20 protein-coding genes and 1 other annotated feature (1 of these 21 only partly in view) are annotated in these 26615 nt (G+C 30.1%); of the genes, 11 read left to right on the forward strand and 9 right to left on the reverse strand.

Annotated elements, in window-relative coordinates:
* Window positions 1-1605, reverse strand: a sequence feature (most likely nonfunctional fraction of RNA operon); it reaches 2886 nt to the left of the window's first position.
* Between the two features lie 614 nt (window positions 1606-2219).
* The 5 genes from guaB (at window position 2220) to ahcY (ending at window position 8741) form a co-directional block, all read left to right on the forward strand.
* A complete protein-coding gene (gene guaB / locus GCL60_RS07540) occupies window positions 2220-3755 on the forward strand; it encodes an IMP dehydrogenase (protein ID WP_153419838.1) in 1536 nt (511 codons plus the stop codon).
* A gap of 60 nt (window positions 3756-3815) precedes the next feature.
* Complete coding sequence (guaA, locus tag GCL60_RS07545) at window positions 3816-5381, forward strand: glutamine-hydrolyzing GMP synthase (protein ID WP_153419840.1); 1566 nt, start codon at window positions 3816-3818, stop codon at window positions 5379-5381.
* 26 nt (window positions 5382-5407) lie between these two features.
* A complete protein-coding gene (locus GCL60_RS07550) occupies window positions 5408-6232 on the forward strand; it encodes a glycosyltransferase family 2 protein (RefSeq protein ID WP_161998125.1) in 825 nt (274 codons plus the stop codon).
* Between the two features lie 33 nt (window positions 6233-6265).
* Window positions 6266-7309 (forward strand): glycosyltransferase family 9 protein, encoded by a 1044-nt coding sequence (locus GCL60_RS07555; RefSeq protein ID WP_161998126.1) that lies wholly within the window; start codon window positions 6266-6268, stop codon window positions 7307-7309.
* Window positions 7310-7448: 139 nt separating this feature from the next.
* Entirely contained in the window at window positions 7449-8741 is a 1293-nt protein-coding gene (gene ahcY, locus GCL60_RS07560; RefSeq protein WP_272914815.1) for an adenosylhomocysteinase, read from the forward strand.
* 52 nt (window positions 8742-8793) lie between these two features.
* Here ahcY and GCL60_RS07565 read toward each other — a convergent pair whose 3' ends face one another.
* From GCL60_RS07565 to GCL60_RS07580, 4 genes are all read right to left on the reverse strand, one after another.
* Entirely contained in the window at window positions 8794-9678 is an 885-nt protein-coding gene (locus tag GCL60_RS07565; RefSeq protein ID WP_153419847.1) for a hypothetical protein, read from the reverse strand.
* 137 nt (window positions 9679-9815) lie between these two features.
* Entirely contained in the window at window positions 9816-10709 is an 894-nt protein-coding gene (locus GCL60_RS07570) for a DMT family transporter (RefSeq protein WP_153419849.1), read from the reverse strand.
* A 10-nt stretch (window positions 10710-10719) separates the two neighbouring features.
* On the reverse strand, window positions 10720-11493 hold the full coding sequence (sfsA, locus tag GCL60_RS07575) for a DNA/RNA nuclease SfsA (protein ID WP_153419851.1): 774 nt from the start codon (window positions 11491-11493) through the stop codon (window positions 10720-10722).
* 1 nt (window position 11494) lies between these two features.
* A complete protein-coding gene (locus GCL60_RS07580) occupies window positions 11495-12394 on the reverse strand; it encodes an Hsp33 family molecular chaperone HslO (protein ID WP_161998127.1) in 900 nt (299 codons plus the stop codon).
* A gap of 181 nt (window positions 12395-12575) precedes the next feature.
* Here GCL60_RS07580 and galE point away from each other — a divergent pair, with 181 nt between their 5' ends.
* Both galE and GCL60_RS07590 read left to right on the forward strand, forming a co-directional pair.
* The gene (galE, locus tag GCL60_RS07585; protein WP_153419855.1) at window positions 12576-13577 is read left to right on the forward strand and encodes a UDP-glucose 4-epimerase GalE; all 1002 of its coding nucleotides are present in this window, start codon (window positions 12576-12578) and stop codon (window positions 13575-13577) included.
* Between the two features lie 127 nt (window positions 13578-13704).
* Window positions 13705-15816, forward strand: a complete 2112-nt coding sequence (locus GCL60_RS07590; protein ID WP_153419857.1) for a leucine-rich repeat domain-containing protein — start codon at window positions 13705-13707, stop codon at window positions 15814-15816.
* 103 nt (window positions 15817-15919) lie between these two features.
* On the opposite strand, the gene GCL60_RS07595 is transcribed toward GCL60_RS07590, so the two are convergent.
* Both GCL60_RS07595 and GCL60_RS07600 read right to left on the reverse strand, forming a co-directional pair.
* Complete coding sequence (locus GCL60_RS07595) at window positions 15920-17329, reverse strand: hypothetical protein (RefSeq protein ID WP_161998128.1); 1410 nt, start codon at window positions 17327-17329, stop codon at window positions 15920-15922.
* A complete protein-coding gene (locus GCL60_RS07600) occupies window positions 17277-17909 on the reverse strand; it encodes a nucleotide exchange factor GrpE (protein ID WP_153419861.1) in 633 nt (210 codons plus the stop codon). The genes GCL60_RS07595 and GCL60_RS07600 overlap by 53 nt, the downstream gene beginning before the upstream one ends.
* Before the next feature lie 179 nt (window positions 17910-18088).
* Between GCL60_RS07600 and serS the strand changes: the two genes are divergently transcribed.
* From serS to GCL60_RS07620, 4 genes are all read left to right on the forward strand, one after another.
* Window positions 18089-19357, forward strand: a complete 1269-nt coding sequence (gene serS, locus GCL60_RS07605; RefSeq protein WP_153419863.1) for a serine--tRNA ligase — start codon at window positions 18089-18091, stop codon at window positions 19355-19357.
* A gap of 20 nt (window positions 19358-19377) precedes the next feature.
* On the forward strand, window positions 19378-19632 hold the full coding sequence (locus tag GCL60_RS07610) for a hypothetical protein (RefSeq protein WP_153419865.1): 255 nt from the start codon (window positions 19378-19380) through the stop codon (window positions 19630-19632).
* Between the two features lie 104 nt (window positions 19633-19736).
* Complete coding sequence (locus GCL60_RS07615; RefSeq protein ID WP_153419868.1) at window positions 19737-20735, forward strand: ABC transporter substrate-binding protein; 999 nt, start codon at window positions 19737-19739, stop codon at window positions 20733-20735.
* A gap of 170 nt (window positions 20736-20905) precedes the next feature.
* Complete coding sequence (locus tag GCL60_RS07620; protein WP_153419870.1) at window positions 20906-21457, forward strand: hypothetical protein; 552 nt, start codon at window positions 20906-20908, stop codon at window positions 21455-21457.
* On the opposite strand, the gene GCL60_RS07625 is transcribed toward GCL60_RS07620, so the two are convergent.
* The 3 genes from GCL60_RS07625 to GCL60_RS07635 are packed head-to-tail and all read right to left on the reverse strand — an operon-like array spanning window position 21454 to window position 26200.
* Window positions 21454-22257, reverse strand: coding sequence for a 4'-phosphopantetheinyl transferase family protein (locus GCL60_RS07625; RefSeq protein ID WP_153419872.1), 804 nt, complete (start codon window positions 22255-22257; stop codon window positions 21454-21456). The genes GCL60_RS07620 and GCL60_RS07625 overlap by 4 nt on opposite strands.
* A 26-nt stretch (window positions 22258-22283) precedes the next feature.
* The gene (gene hutH / locus GCL60_RS07630; protein WP_153419874.1) at window positions 22284-23807 is read right to left on the reverse strand and encodes a histidine ammonia-lyase; all 1524 of its coding nucleotides are present in this window, start codon (window positions 23805-23807) and stop codon (window positions 22284-22286) included.
* A gap of 35 nt (window positions 23808-23842) precedes the next feature.
* Window positions 23843-26200: an aminotransferase class V-fold PLP-dependent enzyme gene (locus GCL60_RS07635; RefSeq protein ID WP_161998129.1), complete on the reverse strand. Its 2358-nt coding sequence runs from the start codon at window positions 26198-26200 to the stop codon at window positions 23843-23845.
* Window positions 26201-26615 lie beyond the last annotated feature (415 nt).

Genomic DNA, 26615 nt, shown 5'->3' on the forward strand with positions numbered 1-26615 from the left:
AAAGATTACAAAAACAGAGTGCGATTCCATTGACCTAGAATAGAGCTTCTTTACAGAAGACTCAAAATTCCTAGAAAGGAGGTGATCCAGCCGCAGGTTCCCCTACGGCTACCTTGTTACGACTTAACCCCAATCATCGCACAAGCCTTGGCAGGCTGCCCCCTTGCGGTTAGCCCACCTGCTTCTGGCTTATGCAACTTTCGTGGTTTGACGGGCGGTGTGTACAAGGCCCGGGAACGTATTCACCGCAGCCTGATGATCTGCGATTACTAGAGATTCCAACTTCATGTGGTCGAGTTGCAGACCACAATCCGAACTGAGACCATGTTTTTGCGTTTGGCTCCACCTCTCGGCTTAGCTTCGCTTTGTCTTGGCCATTGTAGTACGTGTGTAGCCCTGGATGTAAGGGCCATGAGGACTTGACGTCATCCCCACCTTCCTCCGGTTTATCACCGGCAGTACCCCTATAGTTGCCAACTTAATGATGCCAAATAAGGGAAAGGGTTGCGCTCGTTGCGGGACTTAACCCAACATCTCACGACACGAGCTGACGACAGCCATGCAGCACCTGTATCCGTGTGTATTGCTACTATTACGCATCTCTGCGCTTTTCACGGTATGTCAAACCCAGGTAAGGTTCTTCGCGTTGCTTCGAATTAAACCACATACTCCACCTCTTGTGCGGGCCCCCGTCAATTCCTTTGAGTTTTAGTCTTGCGACCGTACTCCCCAGGCGGATAACTTAGCGCGTGGGCTACGGTACTGGAGGGGTCAACTCCCCCAACACCTAGTTATCATCGTTTACGGCGTGGACTACCAGGGTATCTAATCCTGTTTGCTCCCCACGCTTTCGTTCCTCAGCGTCAGTATTCGGCCAGGTGGTCGCCTTCGCCTCCGGTGTTCCTGCTGATCTCTACGGATGTCACTCCTACACCAGCAATTCCACCACCCTCTCCGAAACTCAAGAAACACAGTCTCAAATGCACGTCCCAGGTTAAGCCTGGGGATTTCACACTTGACTTGCATTCCCGCCTACGAACCCTTTACGCCCAGTAATTCCGAACAACGCTCGCACCCTTCGTATTACCGCGGCTGCTGGCACGAAGTTTGCCGGTGCTTCTTCTTTTGGTACCATCAAATTACTGCTTTATTAAAACAATAACCCTTCTTCCCAACCGAAAGAGCTTTACAACCCGAAGGCCTTCTTCACTCACGCGGCGTTGCTGCGTCAGGGTTTCCCCCATTGCGCAATATTCCCCACTGCTGCCTCCCGTAGGAGTCTGGGCCGTGTCTCAGTCCCAGTGTGGCTGATCGTCCTCTCAGACCAGCTATCCATCTTCGCCTTGGTGGGCCGTTACCCCGCCAACTAGCTAATGGAACATGGGCTCATCTTTCGGCTGCCGGCCTTGCGGTCCCGGCATTTCCAGCATCGCTGCTGCTTACGCGGTCTTAGCTACAGTTTCCCGTAGTTATCCCCCTCCAAAAGGCAGATTCCCATGCATTACTCACCCGTGCGCCACTAAGGTATTGCTACCTCCGTTCGACTTGCATGTGTTAGGCACGCCGCCAGCGTTCGTTCTGAGCCAGGATCAAACTCTTAGCTCTAATTTACTTACAGATAAGTATTTCTACCCATCCGCTTTTTTTACTATCTTGACGGTTCTTTTTACGGAACCTGATTTCTTTCCATTTCCTCTCGCGAGAAAATCTACTCAAAACCATGGAACCGCACTCTGTTTTTGCTTTCTTCTCTTGTCAAATAACTTCTCTTTGCTGGGCTCTTCACTTTCTCGTTTGAGTCGGTGGTTCGCTAGCAGCGAGAACACCTAGCTACACAACCCAGTTTGAGTTGTCAAATCTTTCTTAAAAAAAAATTACATATTTCATTTTTTTAATATAACTTATTGAAATTATAAGATTTAAATTTTATATCGTTTTTTCTTAAATCTTTGCCGCTAAAGTCTCTCAAATTGTATTTGAAATAAGCAAATACAATAACTTATCCATTGATTTTCGTTTTTCATAATCCTTATTATATTGTAATTACTACTATAATGTTTTCTCGACTTTCGAAAAAGAAAGAAGAAACATCTTTTTATAAAATTTTTACTTATTTTTTATTACCTATTTTATTTAGTAGATTAGCAAAATTTTATTTGATAAAGCATCGGCACTAGTTTTGATACCCGTTTACACTTTCAAAAATAATGGAGTACAAGATGGTCAATGAATTTAGTAAGGAAAACACTTTATTTACACGTAAGGTTGTCTCTGACGCCTTAACTTTTGATGATGTTTTATTACTTCCTAACTATTCCGAAACATTGCCACATGAAGTTGATGTTTGTTCCTATTTATCTAAATCTATTAAACTTCATAGCCCTATCATATCCGCTGCTATGGATAGTGTTACTGAACACGAGCTTGCTGCTTGTATGGCAAGACTAGGTGGTCTTGGAATCATACATAAAAATCTTTCTCCAGAAGCTCAGGCAGAAGAAGTAAGACTCGTTAAACGCTCCGAAAGCGGTGTAGTAGCAAATCCTTTAACAATTTCCCCTAATGATACTATTAAGCAAGCTAAAGCCATCATGGAAAGCAGAAAAATTTCTGGTCTACCTGTTGTGCATAATGAAAAGCTTGTTGGACTTGTTACAGGACGTGATATTAGATTTGAAGCAAACGAATCTATACAAATAAAAGATATTATGACTGAGAGAAGCAAATTAATCGTTATGCCTAAAAAACATAGAGATACTCCTTTCGATAATAATTTATTTGAAAATGTTAAAAATTTACTTCAAAAACATAGAATAAAAAAACTTCCTATTGTTGATGAAAATGATCATTTAATTGGTCTTATCACAAGAAGAGACATTGAAAATGCAATTAAACATCCAAATGCAAGCAAAGATGCATCTGGAAGGCTTTTAGTTGGAGCTGCAGTTGGAGTAACTCCTTTCGATATTGAGCAAAGAATCCCGGCGCTTGTTGAAGCAGGAATAGACGTTCTTGTGATAGACACGGCGCATGGCCACAGCAGAGGCGTTATTTCAACAGTGGCAGCAGTAAAAAAACAATATGGGAACAAGTTTTCTATTGTTGCTGGAAATATTGCCACAGGCGCTGCTGCAAAAGCTTTAGCTGAAGCAGGCGCTGATTGTGTAAAAGTTGGAATTGGTCCTGGCTCCATTTGTACGACAAGAATAGTTGCTGGGATTGGAGTGCCGCAAATTAGTGCTATCATGAGTGTAGCAGAAGCTCTTGCTGGTACAAATGTGAAAATAATTGCTGACGGTGGAATTAAATTTAGTGGCGATATTGTTAAAGCACTAGCAGCGGGAGCGCACACCGTTATGCTAGGAGGATTGCTAGCTGGTACTGAAGAATCACCAGGGGAAAGAATTAGCTTTCAAGGAAAAGTATTTAAAAAATACAGGGGTATGGGTTCATTAGGAGCTATGAAACAAGGCTCAAAAGATCGCTATTTCCAAGGAACACAAAGCGATAATAATAAATTAGTTCCTGAAGGTATTGAAGGACAAGTTCCATATAAAGGTCCTCTAAGCGAAGTGCTTCACCAACTTGTTGGCGGAATTCGAGCAGGCATGGGATACACTGGCGCAACAGATATTCTCGATCTTCAAACTAAAGCAGAGTTCGTGAAAATAACGGCTGCTGGTTTAAGAGAAAGCCATGTTCATGATGTAAATATTACGGAAGAAGCTCCAAACTACAGCATAAGTAGAGGATAAATTCTTTAAAAAGCTTGCTAAAAACAAGCTTTTTTTGTTTCCATTCATAAGGAAAAAACAATGATTTTAGTAATTGATTTTGGATCACAATTTACACAGTTAGTAGCAAGAAGAATTAGAGAATTATCTGTTTACTCTGAAATTGTTCCTTTTACATCTGCAAAAGAAAGAATTTCTGAATTAAAAAAACAAAAATTACTTTCTGGAATTATATTTTCTGGTGGCCCACATAGTGTTTATGAAAACAATTCTCCTAAAATAGATTTGAATATTGAAACACTTGAAGTTCCAGTACTTGGAATCTGTTACGGATTACAATTAATTAATTTTATGCTTGGTGGGACAGTAGCTCCTTCTAAAAATAGAGAATATGGTTTTGAAAAAATTATAGTTGAAAAAAACATTCAATCAGAAAACCCATTATATAAAATTAAAGATATTGAAGAAAATATAGTTTGGATGAGTCATGGTGATGAAATAAAAGAATTATCTTCTAAGTTAACAATTGATTCCGTTACAAGAAATAAAGTAATTTCTTCTTTTCATCATAAAAGCTTACCTATTTTTGGTGTGCAATTTCATCCAGAAGTAGAACATTCTAAATATGGAAGAGATATCATAAAGAGCTTTGTCCAAGATATTTGTAAAGATAAAAAAGAATGGGATAGTTCATTACAAATTGAAAGAGCTGTTGAACTTATAAAAGAAAAAGTAACAGCAGAAGGTCCTGACACACAAGTTATATGCGCTCTAAGTGGTGGCGTTGATTCTTGTGTTGCAGCTGTTTTAACTCAAAAAGCAATTGGTGATAAGTTACTTTGTTTATTTATTAATAACGGCTTATTAAGAAAAAACGAGTATGAAGAAGTTCTTGCAAGATTTAAAAAAGATTTAAATTTAAATGTAAAAGGCGTTGATGCCTCTGAACTTTTTTTATCTCGTTTAGCAGGTGTTACTGATCCAGAGAAAAAAAGAAAAATCATTGGAAATACTTTTATAGATGTATTTGAATCTGAAACCAAAGAAATTCCAAATGCTAAATTTTTAGTACAAGGTACTTTGTACCCTGACGTCATAGAATCTATTTCTCTTCATGGAACAAGCGTAACAATTAAAACTCATCATAATGTTGGTGGCCTTCCTGAAAAAATGAAATTTAAACTCATTGAACCACTAAGAGAACTTTTTAAAGACGAAGTCAGAAGACTTGGTGCAGAAATGAATATTCCAAATGACATGCTAGCAAGACATCCTTTTCCTGGACCTGGTTTAGGAATCCGAGTTTTAGGCGAAGTAACAAAAGAGAGATTAAATATCGCTCGTGAGGCAGACGCTATTTTTATAGAAGAGTTAAAAAAACAAAATCTATATAATTCTACCTGGCAAGCATTTGTGGTATTGTTACCTGTAAGTTCTGTTGGAGTCATGGGTGATGGTCGCACTTATGAAAGCGTTGCCGCAATTCGATGCGTAAGTGCCACAGATGGTATGACAGCGGATTGGAGTAAACTTCCATACGAGTTTTTAGCTCATGTTTCCTCTAGAATTATAAATGAAGTTAAAGGTATTAACAGAGTTGTTTATGATATAAGCACAAAACCACCAGCGACAATTGAATGGGAATAACAGAAATTTACCAAGAATATAAAAAAATGCAGAGCTATCATATTTCAAATTTTGTTCCAGAAATTGAAAAGCTCACTGCTGTTGTTATTACAAAAAATGAAGAAAAAAATATTGCAAAATGCCTAAACTCTTTATCGTTTGTAGATGAAATTATTGTTGTTGATTCTGGAAGCACAGATAAAACACTAGATATTGTTAAAACATATAAAGATATTGTTCTCATACAAACGGAATGGTTTGGATTTGTTGAAAATAAAAGAATAGGTATCAATCGAGCAACCCATGATTGGATTCTTTGGATCGATGCAGATGAAGAAGTTCCAAAAGAACTTGCAAACGAGTGGATAACAAGAATTCATCAGGGAACTTTTCATGAAACGGGAGCCATAGATTTTCCAAGAAAAACTTTCTTTTTAGGACACTGGGTTAAACATTCTGGCTGGTATCCAGGAAAAGTCATTCGTTTTTTTCATAAAAAACGAGCTTATTTAAGTGATAATATTCTTCATGAGGGCGTCATTCCTAAAACAGGTTATGTCGTCGAGCATTTTCAAACTGATTTATTGCATTACTCTTACACTTCAATGTATCAATATTTTGATAAAATGAATAAATATGGATATGCAGGAGCAAGGGAAATTGCCAGAAAAAAGAAAATAGCCTTTTTTCCTCAAATTCTTTTACAGCCTATTTGGACTTTTTTTAAATTTTATATTCTTAAAAAAGGTTTTTTAGATGGTAGGATTGGAATTATTATTTGCATGGGAGCTGCTTTTTCTAATTTTATTAAATACGCAAATTACTTTTTTCTAAAAAAATATCAATATGTAGACCTAAACGAAAAAAAATAACAATCTAAACTTTTCATGTTTAGGAAAAAATTCATGGAAGAAAATTTATATCAAAGAGTTTTAATTAGCCGAACCGATAATATTGGTGATGTTATATTAACTCTACCAATGGCTGCTTTAATTAAAGAAAAATATCCAAACTCTAAAATTTTATTTCTTGGAAAAAAATATACCAAACCCATAATAGATATTTGCACAAACATTGATGAATTTTATGACTGGGATGAAATAAAAAAAAGCTCAGACATAGCAAATGAGTTAAATAAAATAAATTGTGATACGATCATTCATGTTTTTCCAAATAAAGAAATTGCAAAATCTGCAAAAAAAGCAGGCATAAAAAACAGAGTAGGAACAAACAGAAGATTATTTCATTGGATATATTGTAACAAAAATATAACATTGAGCAGAAAGAAATCAGACTTACATGAATCTCAATTAAATTTAAAACTTTTGTCTCCACTAAATATAAATACAGAATTAAAAACAAATCAAATATCTAATTTTTATGGGCTAAAAATAAAAAATAAATTACCTGAAAAATTCAATAATTTAATTGATAATTCAAAATTTAATTTAATTTTACACCCTAAATCAAAAGGCAGTGCAAGAGAATGGGGCGTTGATAATTTTGTTACTTTAGCAAATTCATTGCCAGAAGAGTCATTCAAAGTTTTCTTTTCAGGAAGTGCAGAAGAATCCAATTTTATAAAAAGCAATATTATAAATAGATGTCCTTCAGCTATAGATATCTCTGGTTTATTTAATTTAAACGAATTTATTTCATTTATAGATATGTGCGATGGCTTAATTGCAAATAGCACTGGACCTCTACATATTGCATCGGCATTAGGAAAAAATACCATTGGTCTTTATCCACCAATTGAAGCAATGGCTCCTAAAAGATGGGCTCCTATTGGTATTCATGCTCAATATTTAATAGGAAAGAATATAAGTAAAAATGAGTATTGTAATATAAAATGCACAATTCAAAAAAAATGCCTTTGCATGGAAAATATTTCACCTAATATTTTATTAAACATAATTACAACCTGGAAAAAAATTTCTAATGGTTGATTAACTCAATTTATTTTCGTAATCTTTATATGTTAACTTTTTATGCTTTTCCTTTGCTGGCTAATAATTTTAAATCAAGCAATGGAATCATAAAATAGAATAAGCTGTACAAATTTATATCAAATTCATGGAGAAAAAAATGGACTATAAAGTTAAAGATATTTCCCTTTCCGAACTTGGAAGAAGACAAATTGAATTAGCTGAAAAAGAAATGCCTGGTTTAATGACACTAAGGGAAAGATACGGAAAAACAAAACCCCTTAAAGGAGCTCGTATTGCTGGCAGTTTACATATGACTGTAGAAACTGCTGTACTTATTGAAACACTTACAATACTTGGGGCCGATGTACGCTGGTCTAGCTGTAATATTTTTTCTACAGTTGACGCTGCGGCTTCTGCGATTGCCTCTACTGGTGTTCCTGTTTTTGCATGGAAAGGCGAAACGGAAGAAGAGTATGTTTGGTGCATTGAGCAAACTCTTAAATTTTCAAACGGCCAAGGTCCAAATATGCTACTTGATGATGGTGGCGACTTAACAACTTTGGTTCACAAAAAATTTCCTCAATTATTAAAAGAAATCAAAGGCGTTTCAGAAGAAACAACAACAGGTGTTCACCATTTACACCAAATGCTAAAAAAAGGTGAATTAAAAATTCCTGCAATAAATGTAAATGATAGCGTAACAAAAAGTAAATTTGATAATTTATATGGCTGTAGAGAATCTTTACCTGACGGCATTAAAAGAGCAACAGATATCATGATCGCCGGCAAAACTGTTTTAATAGCAGGATACGGTGATGTTGGTAAAGGCTGCGCTCACTCAATGAAGTCACACGGAGCAAGAGTATTAATTACTGAAATTGATCCAATAAATGCTTTACAAGCTGCAATGGAAGGCTATCAAGTTGTTCGAGTGGAAGATGTCATTCATGAAGCACATATCTTTGTTACCACAACAGGATGCTGCGATATCATAACAGCAGATCATATGACAAAAATGAGAGATCAGGCCTTAGTTTGCAACATTGGGCATTTTGATGTTGAGATAGATGTAGCTGGATTAAAAGCTATTAAAGGTATTAAACATATAAATATCAAACCTCAAGTTGATAAATATCGTTTTCCTGATGGACATGAAATAATTTTATTAGCAGAAGGAAGACTTGTTAACTTAGGTTGTGCAACAGGACACCCAGCCTTTGTAATGAGTACTAGTTTTACAAATCAAGTTTTAGCTCAAATTGAATTATGGCAAAATAGCAGCCAATATAAAATTGATGTATATACACTACCTAAAAAACTTGATGAAGAAGTTGCGCGTCTTCACCTTGAAAAACTTGGAGTTAAGTTAACAAAACTAACAAATAAACAATCTGAATATTTAAATATAAATATTGATGGTCCTTACAAACCAGATGCATATAGATATTAATTTTAAATTTAATTAGTTATTTATTTTTGTAAATTAATAATAATGAGCTTATTTAATCTTTTAAGGTATCTAAAGTATATCCTAAACTTAAAATAAGTTCATTCATCCATAACACTTGATCTGCTACCCCCTGATACACAGGAATATTAATTAAGCTTGCATAAGCTTCTTTATCAGTAAATTCAATATAAATTGGATTCCAAACAACAAATCTAAATCCAGCTTCAATTCCAACAGTCCAACCATTTAATTGCCACCAACCATTTTTAACACCAAATAAATTACCCCATTCTTTAGAACCAACATAGTTTGTATTCCCTAATACTTTATTTTCAGAATGAGGTAACATAACTCCGGCACCTGCTTTAATAATTCCTGCCAAGCTAAAGTTTTCATTAGTTTCAAATAAAATAGGAATTCTTTTTACAAGATTAATCATCACATGATTTGCACCATTATGTAAATTATAATGAAAATAATCATAAGTTAACAACTGAATGGAATCAGTGTAATTACCATTAATTGTTCCCGAAACTCTCGCATACTGATCAATGTAAGTTGAATATTTTGTGTGGTCATAATTTAATTCTAATCCCCAAGTTCTCTCTTTATCAAAAAAGTGTCCAATTCGAACATTAAATTGAGGTTCTGTTAATTCTTTATTAAAAACACCGCTATTCCATTGAGGAAAATCTTCAGCACGAACATTATAAATTGTAAAATCATTGCCCAATGCTTTTTGGGAAATATGAATATCGCTTGGCCGCCAATAATCACGATTATATCCCCAAGAAAAATACCATTCTCCATCCCAAAACCCTGGCGCTTCATTTTGTACTGGAGAGTTTTGTTTATTTAATAAATCTTTATCGTTTTCAGTATTTGCATAAATAAATATGGACTTAGTGAATATCAACAAAAAAATAAAGTATTTCATATTTTATAATCCGCAAATAATGTTCATAATTGATAACAATATTTAGTCTTTAATTAAGAAATCTTAAAAGTGTTTTAAGTATAAAGTAATTATAAATTATAAAATTAAAATATCAACTAAAATTATATTTTTAAAAATTATTTATTTTTTTTAGAAACAAGAAATATAGCAGAAATTATAAATAAGATCGAAAACCACTCAAATGGTTTTATATTTTCGCCAAATATTATATAACCCCAAAACAAACCAGCTAAAGCAACAATACAACCTACTAAACTATAAAAAACAGCTCCAGCTACTCTTAATAATTCAAAAAACAAAACATATCCAATACTAGATAATATAATTTCAATAACTATAAAAAGATCAGGTTTACTTAAAGGAAAAACAATGGGATGAAAACTATTATTTAAGTATACTAAAGGCAAAATAATAAAAGTTGCCGCAACCAACATTCCACACGAAAGCGCTAAAGAAGAAGTATTATTTGGTCTAAGTTTAACCATAAAAACGGTACAAGAAGCTAATAATAATGGAGTTAATAATGCAAATAACATCCATTTGTATTCTAAATAATTTGATAATTTTGGAAAAAATAAAATAAATAATCCAATAAAACCAAATACAATTCCGATAAATCTTATCCATGAGAATTTTTCAATTGAAAATATAATAGATAATACATATGTCAAAATTGGAGAAGTATTTATAATAAGACCTAAAATCCCTGAAGGTACATGTGAGGCTGAAAAATACATTGTTAAATTAGGCAAAGCAATTCCAAGTAATCCACAAATAAAATAAAAAAAGACGTGCTGTAAATTATAAGGAGGAACTGATTTTTTTTGAATATAAGAAAGTATAAAAACTAAAATAGCAGGCCCAAAACTTTGCCAAAATGCATAGCCAAGTGGCGTTATTCCACTTTCCATTGCAAATTTAGCAATGGAAAAACTTGTTCCCCAAGTAAAACCTAGCGATATTAACAAAATAATAGGATAAACAGTATTTTTTAAATATAAAGAATTCATTCATAATCCTTTAGTTTATTAAGAAAAACTTTCTAAGAGAGAATCCTTCGGTAGAAATACTTGGAATAACAAGAGCAATATTGACCCCTTCTTTTTTAGCTTCTTCCAGCAATAAAGAATAAGTCGGATCAATTTCATGAGCTGCTCGAAAACCATTTTTTAATATTTCTTCTGAAATATTATTCCCTCTCATTAGTACAAAAAACAACCAAGATTCATCTCCTGATTTTTTTGCATGAATTAATTCTTTTAAGTGCTTTTGCCCTCTTTCTGTAACGGCATCGGGAAAAGCCCAAACATTATTTTCCAATTTTAAACTTACACTTTTTACTTCAATCCAACATTTTTTTGCCGAAGTAGAAGAGCTTAAACAGAAGTCAAATCTTGTTTCTTTAGTAAAAACAGCTTCTCTTTTAAATTGATTCCAAAATTGGAATTTTTCATATGGAAAAAGAGCTTCAATAAAGTTGTTTTGTTCTTTTTGTCCAATTGTATTAAATAATAATTTTTCAATAAATTGATTTGCTCTAGATGTATTTAAACATGCTAAACCATCTTCTAATTTTAATAATTCTAAAGAATATCTCAATTTCCGTGAAGGATTTTTAGAGTCTAATATATATGCTTGCGAACCATCGACCAAACAGCTTTTCATACTACCGCTATTTGCACAATGTACAGTTAATATATCATTTTCTTTTGTTTTTACATCTACAAAAAATCGTTTATATCTTTTTACAAAATTACATTCGTCCAACATGATTTCATATTTTAATAAATTCATGTTAATTCATTTCAGATGATTCAGAATTTACATTACTTCTGCTAGCATATATTTGTGAAATTTTATTCATGCCAACAATATAATTTCTGTTACAATAATGACATTTCATTTCTAAATCTTCGGATTTTTTTATTATATCAGAAAGATCTTCCATTGGTAATGTAACAAGAACACTTTCCACTCTTTCTTGTGAGCAACTACAAACAAATTTTGGATTTAAACTTTTTACAGCTTTTGTTTCATCTGGAATTAATTTTTTTGATAAAACATCTGCATCACTATTTAATAAATATAAATCTTTCATAGATGGCAAAGAAGCAATATGATTTTTTAGTTTTTCAGAAACACTTTCTGGAATATCAGGCAATTCCTGATAAATAACTCCAAAAGCATTGATTTTTCCATCATTCTCATTCACCCAACTACTTATTTTTAGATACGTATTCATTTGATAACTAGACGATAAATGATCATTTAAAGCTTGTTCAATTGAATTTAATTTTGAAACCGTATGCCCTTCCGATAAAGTAGATTTTTTTCTTTGAGAACGCATTGATCTAATTTGAAGTTCAGGAATAATATTATTTCCCAAATCTATTTGTTTTACTATTTCAGATTCCTCATTGCATTCAATATAGCCTCGAGTTTCTGCTAAATATGAAGTTTCTGTGCCTATTGTAAAGTCACTGCCACAATGAATTCTTAAATTAATTCTCTCTTCATAATCTAATATTGATGATAATAATACACTTCCAAGAAGGGTATCAGACAAAAGAAGAGCTCGATTATTATTTAAATTATGAAGATTTTTAGCTTCTTCAACCAAATGGCTTAAATGGAGCATTCGATAGCTATAATAAACTTTTGTATCTACTCCAAAAAAAAGATAGTCTTGAAACATGAAACCCCCCAATTTATGAATACAATAAGAGTATAAAAACTCTTTCAATTTAATTTCCATATACCAAAAAGAAGAAGATTTCGAGAAATTATTGAAAAATAAGGAGTTTCAATTAAACTCAATTCTGAGGCGTTCCTTAATTAAGGAATCTGAATCATTTTATAAAGATAAAGAGGAAATCATGAAAGTATTGGTCACAGGTGGTGCTGGATATATAGGAAGTACAATTTGCTCTGCACTAGAAGATTCTGGTCATATTCCTATCGTTCTAGATTCACTTGTCACAGGAAAATCAGAATTTGTTAAAAATCGTTATTTTTATCAATCAGATATTTCTGACAAAGAAACCTTAAAAAAAATATTCCAAGAACATCCTGAAATAAAACACGCTATTCACTGTGCAGCTCTAATTATTGTACCCGAAAGTGTTGAAAAACCTTACGAGTATTACCGAGAAAATGTATCTAAATCTAATGAATTATTTAGAAATTTAATTTTATTAGGATGCCATCATATAGTTTTTAGCAGCTCTGCTTCTATTTACGATGTAGCTCCTAATTTTATGGTTACAGAAGAAGCCTCATTAAAACCAGGAAGTCCTTATGCAAAAACTAAGCTAATGATGGAAATGATATTAGAAGATTATTGCCAAGCTTATTCAAATATGAAAGCAATATCTCTAAGATATTTCAACCCAATTGGTGCTGACCCCAAAATGCGCTCAGGTAGTCATGCTAAAAATGCAAGCCATGTTGTGGCAAAAATGGTTGATACAGCGCAAGGAAAAATACCGGAATTTTGCATCACTGGAGTAAATTGGCCCACTCGAGATGGCAGCGGAATAAGAGATTACATTCATGTATGGGATTTAGCTTTAGCCCATGTAAACGCCGTAGAAAACTTTGACTCCATCTTTTCAAATAAAAAAGAAAAATATTTAGTTATTAATCTTGGAACAGGGAACGGTGTTACTGTAAAAGAACTTTTAAAAGCGTTTGAAAATGTTTATGGAAAAAAACTACCTCAAAAAGAAACAGAACCAAGACTAGGAGATGTTGCAGGAGCTTATGCAAATGCAGATAAAGCTCTGAAATATTTAAATTGGAAAGCAAATTTTAGCATTGAAGATGCTATACGTGACGCATTAAAATGGTCTGAATTTCAAGGTGCTTTATTTAAATAATATATATCCATTTTTTTAATTGTAAAAAACTTAATAAATTGTTAGAAATTAATCACATATTTATGCTCAATTTATATAGTAAATTGAGAATTTACTTTAATTATTTTCAGAAAAAAAGGATTTTTTCGTGATTAATTGTTATATAAAAAAAATTTCATTTTATTTTCTATTAATACAGATATTTACTCATCAAATTATTTATTCAAAAGAGCAAATAAAAAATAATATTAGTAAGTTAATAGTAAATATTCCAAATAATGGTCTTACTTATTTATTTCAAGAACCAATAGAAGAAGGCAATCCTTTAAAAGAAAATGTTTATGTTCCAAAAGATAGTAATAACAATTTTTCAGGTATTTCTAACGAAATAAATGATTATGAATTATTTTCATTTAATATTTTAGATGAAAATGATGATTTTTTACATTTAAATGAATTATCTATTAAATACAACGAAAATAATAATAATTCATATTTTAGTAATGAAAATTGTAAAAAAATATCTTTTTCTCAGATTCAAGAAAAATTTTATATTAATAATTTTCCAAAAAATTTAACCACATTATTAAATTGTGATTTTACTGCTTTTAAAATCAATAAAAACAAGAATAAAATATCTGATAAAATTAATTTTAACATAAAAATTAATTATTCTTATAATAGGTGGCTTGAGATTGCAAAATCAAATCAAAATTCATACCTCTCACCTGCTCTAAAAATAGCTTTAAATATAGACCAAATTCAAAATAAAAATAATACAAATATTCATTTAAAGCCAAGTCCTAATTCTATTATATATTCTGAATACTTAGATCTAAGTCCTATCTATAAAATAAATATATTTCCAGACATGCAGAAACTTACCATCGAAGGTTACAGGATTGAGCAAGCAAATAGCTTTAATGCATTTCTATTTCCAAAAAATGAAAAACTAACTCAGATTATATACTCTAGTAACATTTTACCTGAAATTAATTCTTTTTCGTTTTCGAAATTAACCAATATTGAGACTATTGACCTCATAGGTAATAAAATTAGAAAAATTGACGATAAAGCATTTTATAAATTGTCAAAAGTTAAAGAAATAAAACTTGATTATAATAATGAGCTATATAATAATGAAAATAGCAAAGATAAAAAATATCAGTTTTTCTGTAATTTAACTTCTTTAAATAATTATGAAAATTTATATAAAATAAATTGTGATGGAGATAGCAAAAAGGATAAAGATTATGTTTACGATCCAAAGAAAAAAGAATTAATTATTCAAGGTAATCAATTCCAAAAATTAGACTTACTCTTTTTAAATAAAATCAATTTTAGAAATGATATTCAAAAAATAATTTTCCATAGATTTTTTATAGATTTCAGAGTTGATTCTTTAGCTAATTTATCTAATTTATTAAATTTAAAAGAACTAGAGTTTATTGACACCAAAATAAATGAAATTGTCTCTGAAAGCTTTAATGGATTAAATCTTGAACGTATCACATTCAAAAACAATGATATTGGAGTCATTAGCGAATCTTCATTTAACAATCTAAATAATTTAAAAGAAATAAATATTAGCGGAAATAGGAATCTAAGATTAGCTCAAAATTCTTTTAAAAACCTAATCAATATTGAAAAAATTAGCATAACAAATTCTAATTTAGATAATATACTAGATGATGTTTTTGGAAATTTACCAAAATTAAAGAATTTAAATCTTGAAGGTAATAATATTAAAAAAATTCATAAAGATGCATTTATTTATATTTATTCCTTAGATAAATTATATTTAAGTAATAATTCAATAAGTGATTTAGAATTTATATCTCAAAATTTAAAAATTTCTAAATTGAACCTTTCTAAAAACAATATTGAGATAATAAATTATTCAATCTATATAAAAAATATAGAATTTTTAGACTTAAGTTTTAATAAAATTAAAGAATTAGATCATTACTCATTTTATTATCTAAATACACTAAAATATTTAAACTTAAATAATAATCCAATAACTCGCATTTCCGAGAGAGCTTTTTATTTATTACCAAATTTAGAAGTACTTTCTATTAAAGATTCACTCATGAATGAATTAAATCATTCTGTTCTTTCAAGTCAAAATCTTCCAAAATTAATGATTTTAGACTTAAATAATCAATTATTTACAAAAAAATATAATTTAAAATCGGCATTTGGTCATATATGTAGACCAGAAGTAAACTATGAAAAATATTATTTTACTTGTATTTAATATTGTTTAATTATTTTATAAATGGCCTAAATGAATATAAAAGCAAATATTATCAATAATAATTTTGAAGATTTTTTGCTTAGATTTTTCGAATGAAAATAGTTTATCTAACACTCGAAAAACCTTCATAAATTGAAACCCCATCAATTTTCCAATTACCATCTTTCATAATTTTATTTATTTGAGCGTTTTGGGAGCCGTTAGCTAAATACTGCATATTTCTTAATAAAATAAAGGCATCAAAAATTTTTGATTCTATCCTTAACGTCTTTAAATCGGAGTTTAATAATTCTTCAAATGAATTTTTAAACCTTCCATTTTCAGATATTATTTTTAGATAATTTAAATCTTTTTTACTTGATAATATCATTTCATTATTTTTTTCAGGAAATATTGTTGGTATAGAAAACATATCTACTAAATAATTTAAATCCTTTATATCCTTAAATCCTTCAGTCACTATTAATGTATGAATATGCTTATCAAATATTAAATTTAAAGCAGCAGTTGATAAACTTCCTTCATCTGAGTTTGCTTCTTCAATTTCAATTTTATAATGGACGCCCTGAACAGCAGTAGACGAAAAAAATGCAGAAATACCTCTTAAAACATTTTGATTGTATTTTTGTCTATCTTCTCTATTTGATAAAATAATTCCAATTCTCATTTCTTGTGGATCATCATGGTTTAAATGCACTAATCGTGATCTTAGTTTTGAATTTTCAATTAAAAAACCAGATTCTAGTAAAATACTTTCAGAATTTTTAACTATATTTTTTTCAAGTATATCTAAAGATAACTGAAAATCTCCTTCTTTCATTTTTAATAGAAAAACATTTTCAATAAAATTATTTTGAAAATTTGAATCTATATTATTCTCAAAATTTAAAATATTTAATCTTGATTCAATATCCGATAAAAGTAATACTTTATTATTATTTTTGTTTAATTCTACAGACTGTATATTATTTTTTTTCATTAAATTTAATAGATAAATTAATTGAGATCTTTCAAAATCTTTATTTTGAATATTTCTTGCAGATTCCAAAGATAATGCATAAAATCTTGCTAAATATAATGGTTGTAAATTTGGATTACCCATTTTTTTTGACAAAATAACTGCATTTTTATAATCATTTAATAAATAATAGATTTGCAATAATGCATAAGAACATATTGATGCCATAGATAAGGGTAAAATATTATCACTTAAAGATTCTTCTAAATATTTTTGATATTGTAAAATATCATTATAATTATTATTTAAAAGAGAAAGCCTGCATTTTGAAAAAGCAACTTCTTTTTTTGATGAATATTCATTTTGAATTACATTTTTATAAAACAAAGAAGCTTTATCAAATTCTTTATTATAAAAAAAACTCTCCGCTTTATCAAAAGCTGAGAGCTGAGCTTGAATAGGAAATACAAAAAAAATAACTGATATATAAACAATTATTTTATTAGTCTGGAGAACCAACTCGAACCATTGCCGTTCTAAGTATGCGATCTCCAATTTTATATCCCGCCATAAATTCATCTATTACTGTTTCCTGCGTATAAATAGGATCAACTATTTTCGCTATTGCATTGTGGAAGGCAGGATTAAAAGGGGCGTCTTTTCCAGGAAGTCTTTCAATTCCATGTTTTTTAACTGTATCTTGGAAAACTTTAGAAACAAGCTGAACCCCTTCAACAATTCCTGCTACTTTTTTACCTTCTTCAGTTTCAAAGTTTATTTGGGATTGTTCAATGGCAGACATTGCCTTATCAAAGGCATCAATGACAGGAAGGAGATCTTTTGCAAATTCTTGAATGGAATAAATTCGAGAATCTTGTTTTTCTTTTTCCATTCTTTTGCGAGTGTTTTCAAAATCAGCAGCTATTCTTAACATACGATCATGAGTTTCAGCCAATTTAGCTTGCGTAGCTGTACACTCAGCTTCTAACGCTGCTATTTTTGCAGCTTCTTCACTTAAAACTTGAGAAGCACCGTTTAAATTAGTTTCATTATTTGCTGAATTTTCTTTTTTATCAGAAGATGACTCGCTTGTAGGCTCTTCTGCAGAAAGTTTAACTTTATTGTTCAAAATCATATTTATAACCCTCTCGTTTCATTTCGATCAGAATCTTGATCCCTAAGAGTTTAAACACCGAAAGGCACTGGTCAACAATAAAAATTTTGAATATGTGCATTTGGTACTTGAAAAGTCTTCTCCTCTTTATAAGAATGACCTGCGTTTAAGCTAATTTTCAGGAAAGGCGTAACTATACCATGCTTGATCCCAAATTTATCCGAGATAATTTAGAAGCAATTGCAATTGCTGCAAAAAATAAGAAATTTGACTTTAATCCAGCCCTTTTTACAGAACTTTACGAAAAACGTTCTAAATGTATCAAGGAAACGGAAGAATTAAGAAATAAACGAAACGAAGGCTCCGATGCTGTAAAAAAAGCAAAAAGCAAAGAAGAACGTGAAAATCTTGTTTCTCAAATGAGACAAATGGGTCCCTTACTAGAAGAAGCCGAAAAACTTCTTAGAGAAGTGGAATCTGATTTTGATAAGCTTTTATTGACCATACCTAGTATTCCTTCTGAAGACACACCTATAGGTTCATCTGATCTCGATAATGTGGAAATTAGAAAAGTAGGAGAAGTGCCTAACTTTTCCTTTAGCCCTAAAGATCATATTGAACTATCTAGAAAACTTGGAATTATTGATTTTGAAAGAGGGACTACAATTGCAGGAAGCCGTAGTTATTTTCTTTTAGGCGCAGGAGCTGAACTTGAGAGAGCAGTCCATTCCTTAGCATTAGATCTCTTAAAATCTCGCGGTTATAAGCAATATACAGTTCCTGTTTTAGTAAGAACAAGCGCTATGGAAGGAACGGGTTATCTACCTGGTGGTGCGGACCAAGCTTATTACGTAGAAAAAGACGACATGTGGTTAGTGGGTACTTCGGAAGTACCACTAGCAAGCTACCATCAAAATGAAATTTTAGAGCCCTCACAGTTACCAGTAAAAATGTGTGCTTGGTCTACTTGTTTCCGCAGAGAAGCAGGCGCTGCAGGAAAAGATACAAAAGGTCTTTATAGAGTTCATCAGTTTCAAAAAATTGAGCAAGTTGTTATTTGCGAACCTAATTTAGAAAAAAGCGATAAACTTCATGCAGAATTATTAAAAAATGCTGAAGATTTATTAAAATTATTAGAACTTCCCTATCGAGTTGTACAAGTCTGCACAGGGGATCTTGGACAAGGCCAAGTGAAAAAGAACGACATTGAAACATGGATGCCAAGTCGTAATAATTATGGAGAAACACATAGTTGTTCTAGTTTTTATGATTATCAAGCTAGAAGATTAAAAATAAGAACTCGCGATGAAAATGGCAAAAACCAATTTTGTTTTACTTTAAACAATACTGCTGTAGCAACTCCAAGAGTATTAATACCATTAATTGAAAATCACCAAACAGCAGATGGCCGAATTCGAATTCCAAAAGCCTTGCAAAAATATATGGGTGGTGCAGAATTTATTGAATAAAAAAAATTTGGAGTATTAAAATGATAGCGTGCATTTGGGATTATTTTGGAAAAGATTCAAAAGGAACTGCTGAACATTTTGAAAAACATTTAAATGAATTTATTAAAATTAAAAACCTTCAAAACATTGTTACAGGCACTCAATCTAAAAAAGATATTCAGTCTTTTGTTTGGTGTGCTGGGAATAAAGAAGATCTTTCATTAATAATTGAACTATTAAAGCCTAAGCATTACCTAAATAAAGAAAATTTTAACGAGTTTGGAATTTATATTTAAACTTATAGAGCCAAAGTTTTGGCTCACGTTATTATTATCTTGGAATTTTTAAACTTAAAATATTAAAATAAATATATTCTTTTTTATAAGACGTGGAGAAAATTATGTCAATAAATTTTTTAATTAAAAATATTTTATTTATAGTAATTTTATTAACACCAATTTATTCCTATGCTGGTAAAAAAGATATTGTTATAATCGAAAGCTATAGTAAAAGTTACAAGTGGGATGCAGATTATTGTAAAGTATTAAAAGATAAATTTGGAAAAAAATATAATTTGACGTTTTTTGAAATGGATACCAAACGAATACCTAAAATAGAACATGAAAAAATGGGAAATAAAGCTTGGGAACTTATTCAAAAAATCAAGCCTATATTAACAATAGTTGGAGATGACGCCGCTCTAAAATTTGTAGGACCAAGACTTGAAGATAATAAAATGAGAACTGTTTATTTAGGAATAAATAATAATCCAAGAGTTTATTTTGACAAAGAACCAAAATATATTACAGGCGTTTTAGAGCGACCTTTAATGAGAAGATCTGCTATTTTTATTAAAGATCTTATTCCAAACACAAAAAAAGTTTTAATTTTATTTGATAGTGATAGAACTTCACAAATTGTTCATGAAGATTTTTTTTCTGGAAAACCCTCAATAGTTTTTTCAGGTATTACATATGATATTTACTTAAATTCAACATATGCCGAATGGCAAAAACGAATTTTAGAAGCTCCAGGACATTATGATGCAATTGTAACGGGGCTATATTCCACTTTAACAGACGAAAATAATAAAAATGTAGATTCCGAAAAAGTAATGAACTGGAGCGCTCAGAATACAAAAATACCACTTTTTGCATTCTGGGACTTTACTGTAGGAAAAAATAAGGCAATGGGTGGACTTGTTATGACTGGAGCAAGTCAAGGAAAAACAGCTTCAGAAATAGCTGAAAAACTCCTAAATAATCCTAATTTACTACCAAGCTCATTATTTCCAATTTATTTGCAAGAAGGAAAGTTTATTTTTAGCAAATATGAATTAAACCGTTTTAAACTAACCCTTCCAAATGACATTAAAGATGAAGCTATTTTTCTTGAATAATCAGAACAAATAGAATACCAAAAATAAATAATAATAAAAATTCTAAAATTTGACTTAAATTAAATAATAATTTAGTATTTTCCCAATAAAATGGAAACATATTTAATAAATAATAAAATTTTTGTTTTCATTTAATTATTTATAATTAAAATAAATTAATTAGAGTAATTATGAAAAAAATTTCTTCGATTTTTCTAGCAATTTTAACTCTCTCAACATTTATATACTACCTACTAAGGTATTCATGTGCAGGATTTAGTGGAAAAATAACCATAGAAAACTCTATAAAAAAATGCATAATGCATTATGGATATGTAAATTTAGAAAATGTTACTATTTTAGAAAATACTTTTGTATCTGGAAAGCTTGTAGCATCAAATGCAAGTTTAAACGATATTAAAATTAATGGTGAATTATTTCTTTATCAGAGTAGTATAGTAAACGGTAAAGTAAATATAGATGGAATGCTTGTAACTTCATCAACAAAATTTGAAAAACCTATATTTATAACTTCTTCAAAAATAGAATTAAATGACGGTACAGTTACAAAAGATATTTATATTATGAAACATAGAATTGATAGTAGAGAAGAATTTTTATACATAGACAATTCTACTGTTGATGGAGATATCATTTTTGAAAGCAATTTAGGAAAAGTTATCCTTATAAATGGAAGCAAAATTTTAGGAAATGTCTATGGTGGTAAAATACTCACAAACTAAATTATATTTTTTTCCCAATTCCAATTTATATATTTAACCTGGAATGTATTTTTTCTAACAGAAAAAGCGGACTGATATTTATTATCAATTTTAAATAAATTCGTTTTCCATTGACTAAAATCACTCTCTTCAAGACAAAATGATGAATGAATTATTTTAGCATTATTATCAGAAATAAAATCAAATGAAATATTACTTGGTGAATAGGAAAAACCCATACCAATCCCTTTTAAAATAGACTCTTTACATGCCCAAATTTTATAAAAATATTCTATTTTTTCAATTTCATTTAATTTTTTCCATATCTCTAATTCATATTTTGAGAAAAATTGATCTTTTAAACACTCAAAATCAATATTAGAATTAATGTATTCAATATCAGTTCCTATATTGTCATTAGAATTTAAAGAAACTAATATATATTCTCCTGAATGTGACAAATTAAAATGTAAATTTAATTTATTTATATCAAAAGGAAGAAAAGGTTTAGAATACTTATTATACTCAAAATCGTAATTTTGAAATTTTAAATTTAAATAATTATTTAGCAATAATCGTAATGAGTATTTTGAAATTAAAGAACATATTTGGTCTCGTGCCTGATAAAAACTGAATCCTTTTTTAATATCTTTTTCGTTAATCATTAACTTATTAAAATCTTTTATAAAAAGAAAATGATTTAAATTTAATTTAAATCTTGATGAAACACTAGAATGAAAATTTATATTAAAATATACATAAGGAATTTTAATAATCCAAATATGTACTTCATTTTTATTTATAATATAATTATCTAACATTAAAATAACTCATTATGAAAAAGTCACTAATAAAAATTTAAAAATGAATTTTGAAAAATATAATTTTTTACTTTTTCAATATCATCTGCAAAGTATCTATCTTTTTCGTAAAATGGAACTAGATTTCTTATTTCTTGATAAACTTTTTTAATTTTATTTGAAGCTTGAAAACCATTTTTTAAATCCATGGCTTGGGCAGCTGATAACAACTCTATAGCAATTACATAACTTGAATTGTCAGACATTTCGCTTAGACGATTTGCTGCATGAGTGGCCATGCTAACATGATCTTCTTGGTTTGCTGAAGTAGGGATACTATCAACAGAACAAGGAAACGATCTCGATTTATTTTCACTTACTAAAGCTGCCGCTGTTACCTGAGCTATCATAAATCCAGAATTTAAACCACTATTATTTACTAAAAATGGAGGTAATCCACTAAAATTAGAATCTACCATTAATGAAATTCTTCTTTCTGATAAAGAAGCAATTTCAGAACATACAATTGCTAAAATATCTGCAGCAAAGGCAACGGGCTCTGCATGAAAATTTCCTCCTGAAATAAACTCTTTTGTATCAGAAAATGAAATAGGATTATTTGTAACTGCATTTGCTTCAATTTCTAAAATATTTGCAATTGAATTGATTTGATCAAGACAAGCCCCCATTACTTGCGGTTGACAACGTAACGAATAAGGATCTTGCACTTTACCTGAATTATGATCTTCGCTTGATTGATTTTTTTCATTCAATAAACATTTTATTTTTTCAGCAACTACCATTTGACCTTTATGCCCTCTTAACTCATGAATTCTTGAGTCAAATGGCTCTAATTTACCGTTTAAAGCCTCAACAGACATTGCTCCTGCAACAAGCGCCGCTTCAAATACATCTTGGATTTTAAAAAGACCTTTTAATGCAAGAGCTGTTGAAACCTGAGTTCCATTTAATAACGATAATCCTTCTAAGGGCTGTAATTCAAATTTTTCTATATTACACTCTTTTAGTGCTTCAATAGCTGTAATAACTTGATCATTTTTTCGAACATAACCAACCCCTATTAATGGGGAAACTAAATGAGCCAGAGGCGCTAAATCGCCAGAAGCTCCAACTGAACCTTTCGTGGGAATACAAGGATAATATTCATGATTAATTAAATTTAAAAGAGATTCGAGCAATTCGTATCGGACTCCCGAATAGCCTCTTCCTAAACTTGCTACTTTTATAATAGCAATTAATTTAACTAAATTATTATCTAATAAATTACCTACTCCAGTGCAATGTGACATAACTAAATTATGTTGCAGAATAGATAAATCAGACTCTTGAATTCTTGTATTAGCAAGTTTACCAAATCCTGTATTAACTCCATATACTGCTTTCACTTCTTTTTGTGAAAATAGATCTTGAACATTTTTGACAGAGGCATCTATAAAATATTTCGACTCTTTATTTAATGAGAACTTACTAAATTTATTTTTATAAATATTATTTAAATCATTTAATGATAATTTACCAGGATGAATAATAAACTCCGAATTATGGCTCATAAAAATTCCTTATTATTTATTATTATATTATTTATTTAAAAATCATTATTTAATTTTTCATCACTTCTTAATCTAGAAAAAGCAACACCACCATTAATACTCCAGACATTTTGAAATCCCATACGCCTAAAGCTTTTAGCAATATATAAAGAACGATTTCCTGTTGAGCATAATAAAACGATTTTTTTATTTAAAAAGTTCGATTTTTTTTGAAGCAAGTCTATCATTAAATTTGTTATTTGTATCATTGGAATACTAATAGGTTCAAACTCAATTCCAAATATGTTCCAATCTTTAAATAAAAGAGATTCTGTTTTATCTCTGATATCAATTAAAATAAAGTCTTCATTATTTAACTTTTCAGGATTTATTGTTGGTTCTGATTTATCTTCTATATGAACTGAACTTTGAATTAATCCACAAATTATTTTTCCTTGAACTTTATTTGAGCACAATTCAGAATCAATTAATTTTTTTTCTTCACAAAATTCATTTAGACTCATTACATTAAATGGGTTTATTGCTTTTTCTAATAATTTATTTGTATTTTTTTCAACACCCCAAGTAGTCGCAAAACTATTATTATAGTCATGAGCTGGACATAAAAGGACATTATCATCAAATTTTTTGTTTAATAAATGGAGAGTATTATAAAATTGATTTACAGCACTAATTCCAAAATCCGTTCTACCTAATCCTCCTGTTAAAATAGTATCGCCTACAAAAACAAATTCTAATTTTTCTTCATTCGTTTTATTGTAAACTAAATAAGAAACACTATCTTTTGTGTGACCTGGAGTTCCAAGCCTTTCTATTTCCCACTCGTTTGAATTAAAAAGAAGTATATTTTCATCTCCTGGCCAACCTAAAATATCATTTGAATTATCTATCAAGTTTAATTTATTTAAAAGTTTTTTTCTTGATGACTCATGATCAGCATGTGAATGAGTATCTAATACAGCTTGTACAGACAAATTTCTGCATTGAATAAAACTTGCAATTCTATCCATACTTTCTATTGTAGGATCTATAATAATACAATTTTTTGTGTTGCTATCTACTAATAACCAGGTATTTGAATAGTCATATTGAAATTGAATTACACCATGAAATGAACTTTTATCTGGTATTTTATCTAAATTATTATTTTCAATACTGCATGATAAGTTTAAGCAAGAATTTCGAAACGCTTTACCCGCTGCTAATATAGCTTGAACACCATTTAATATTTCATTTTTTGTTGTCATCATACTGAAAGATAATCGAACACCTGATGCTTTTTTCCACTCAGGTAAATTCATCGCGCATAAAACGTGACTATATTCGATTGATTTAGAATTACAAGCAGACCCTCCGCTTATACTAATTCCAGCAGCATCAAATGCATTCATAATTTCTTTTGATAATAGACCGTAAATAGAAAAATTTAATGTTGTAGGAACTGACTCTTCCAAATCGGTATTAAACTCTATTGAAGGAAAGGCTTCATTTAGTGCATTTAATAATATATTTCTAAATTCAAATAATTCTTTTTCAGAACGTAATTGAGAAGATTCAATCCCCTTTTTTCTCTGATTTAATTTCTCTAAAACTACACCTATTGCTGCAATTCCTGGAAGATTTTCAGTGCCAGATCGTACGCCCTGTTCTTGCCCTCCACCTACAATTAAAGGACACTGCGGAGCATTTTCTCTTAAATATAAAAAACCGATTCCTTTTGGAGCGTGTATTTTATGACCACTAAATGTTGCATAATCAATGCTTAATTCTGATAATTTTAAATCTATTTTTCCTAAAGCTTGGACAGAATCAACCAACCAATATATATGATGCGCCTGCTTTCTTATAATTTTTTCAATATTTTTTAAATTTGTAATTAACCCTGTTTCGTTATTTACAGCCATAGTACATAAAAAAATAGTTTCTTGAGCATGTTCCTCTATTACATTTAAATTAAGATGCCCTTTTTCATTTACAGGAATTGTAATTATTTCAATATCTAATCCCAGAACTTTACACCAATGTTCTACAGCATTAGGAACTGCTTTATGTTCTGTTGCGGAGATTAATATTTTTTTATTTTCAAAATTAGTTCCCAATTTTTTTTGAGCAGAAATCCATTGCAATAAAGATAAAACTGAAATTTGAATAGCCTCTGTGGCACCACTTGTAAAAAAAATTTCGGAAGGTTTTGCTTGTATCACTTCACTAGCAAAAATGCGGGCTCTCTCTAAAATCATTTTTGCTTCGGCACCAGCCATATGTGTACTACTTGGATTTCCATAAACTTTTTCCATCGTACATAAAACCGCTTGGCATGCATCCTTTAAAATTGGAGTGGTTGCATTACAATCAAAATAAATTCTATTTGAATTATGAAATGAGTCATTCATTTTGCCTCCAAAACTTTCATAGTATTTATAAATCATTCCGATTAAAGAAATTATCATCTGTCTAATAAAAAAATATATAACAGAAAAACGATTTTGAATTCAACCTATTTTTTTTAATACTACAGATAGTATTATTATTTTTTCATTTTTTTTACCAAAAAGAATTCATTACTATATTTTTGAATGAGCGCTAAATAAAGTTTTATTTTTGTTACTTAATTTAGAACATTAGAGTTTAAAATTTAATTTTAATTGCATAATAAAAAATTTTGTTTTAAAATGCTGTTTGCGTTATAACTTTAAAATATTAATATCATTTTAGTTTCATATATTTGTCATTTTTTTGATATATTATAAACTAACTTATGATATAATAACATATTGACAATTGTTTGAGAAGGGAATTTATTTATAA

This window comes from Silvanigrella paludirubra, from assembly GCF_009208775.1.
Lineage (GTDB): Bacteria > Bdellovibrionota_B > Oligoflexia > Silvanigrellales > Silvanigrellaceae > Silvanigrella > Silvanigrella paludirubra.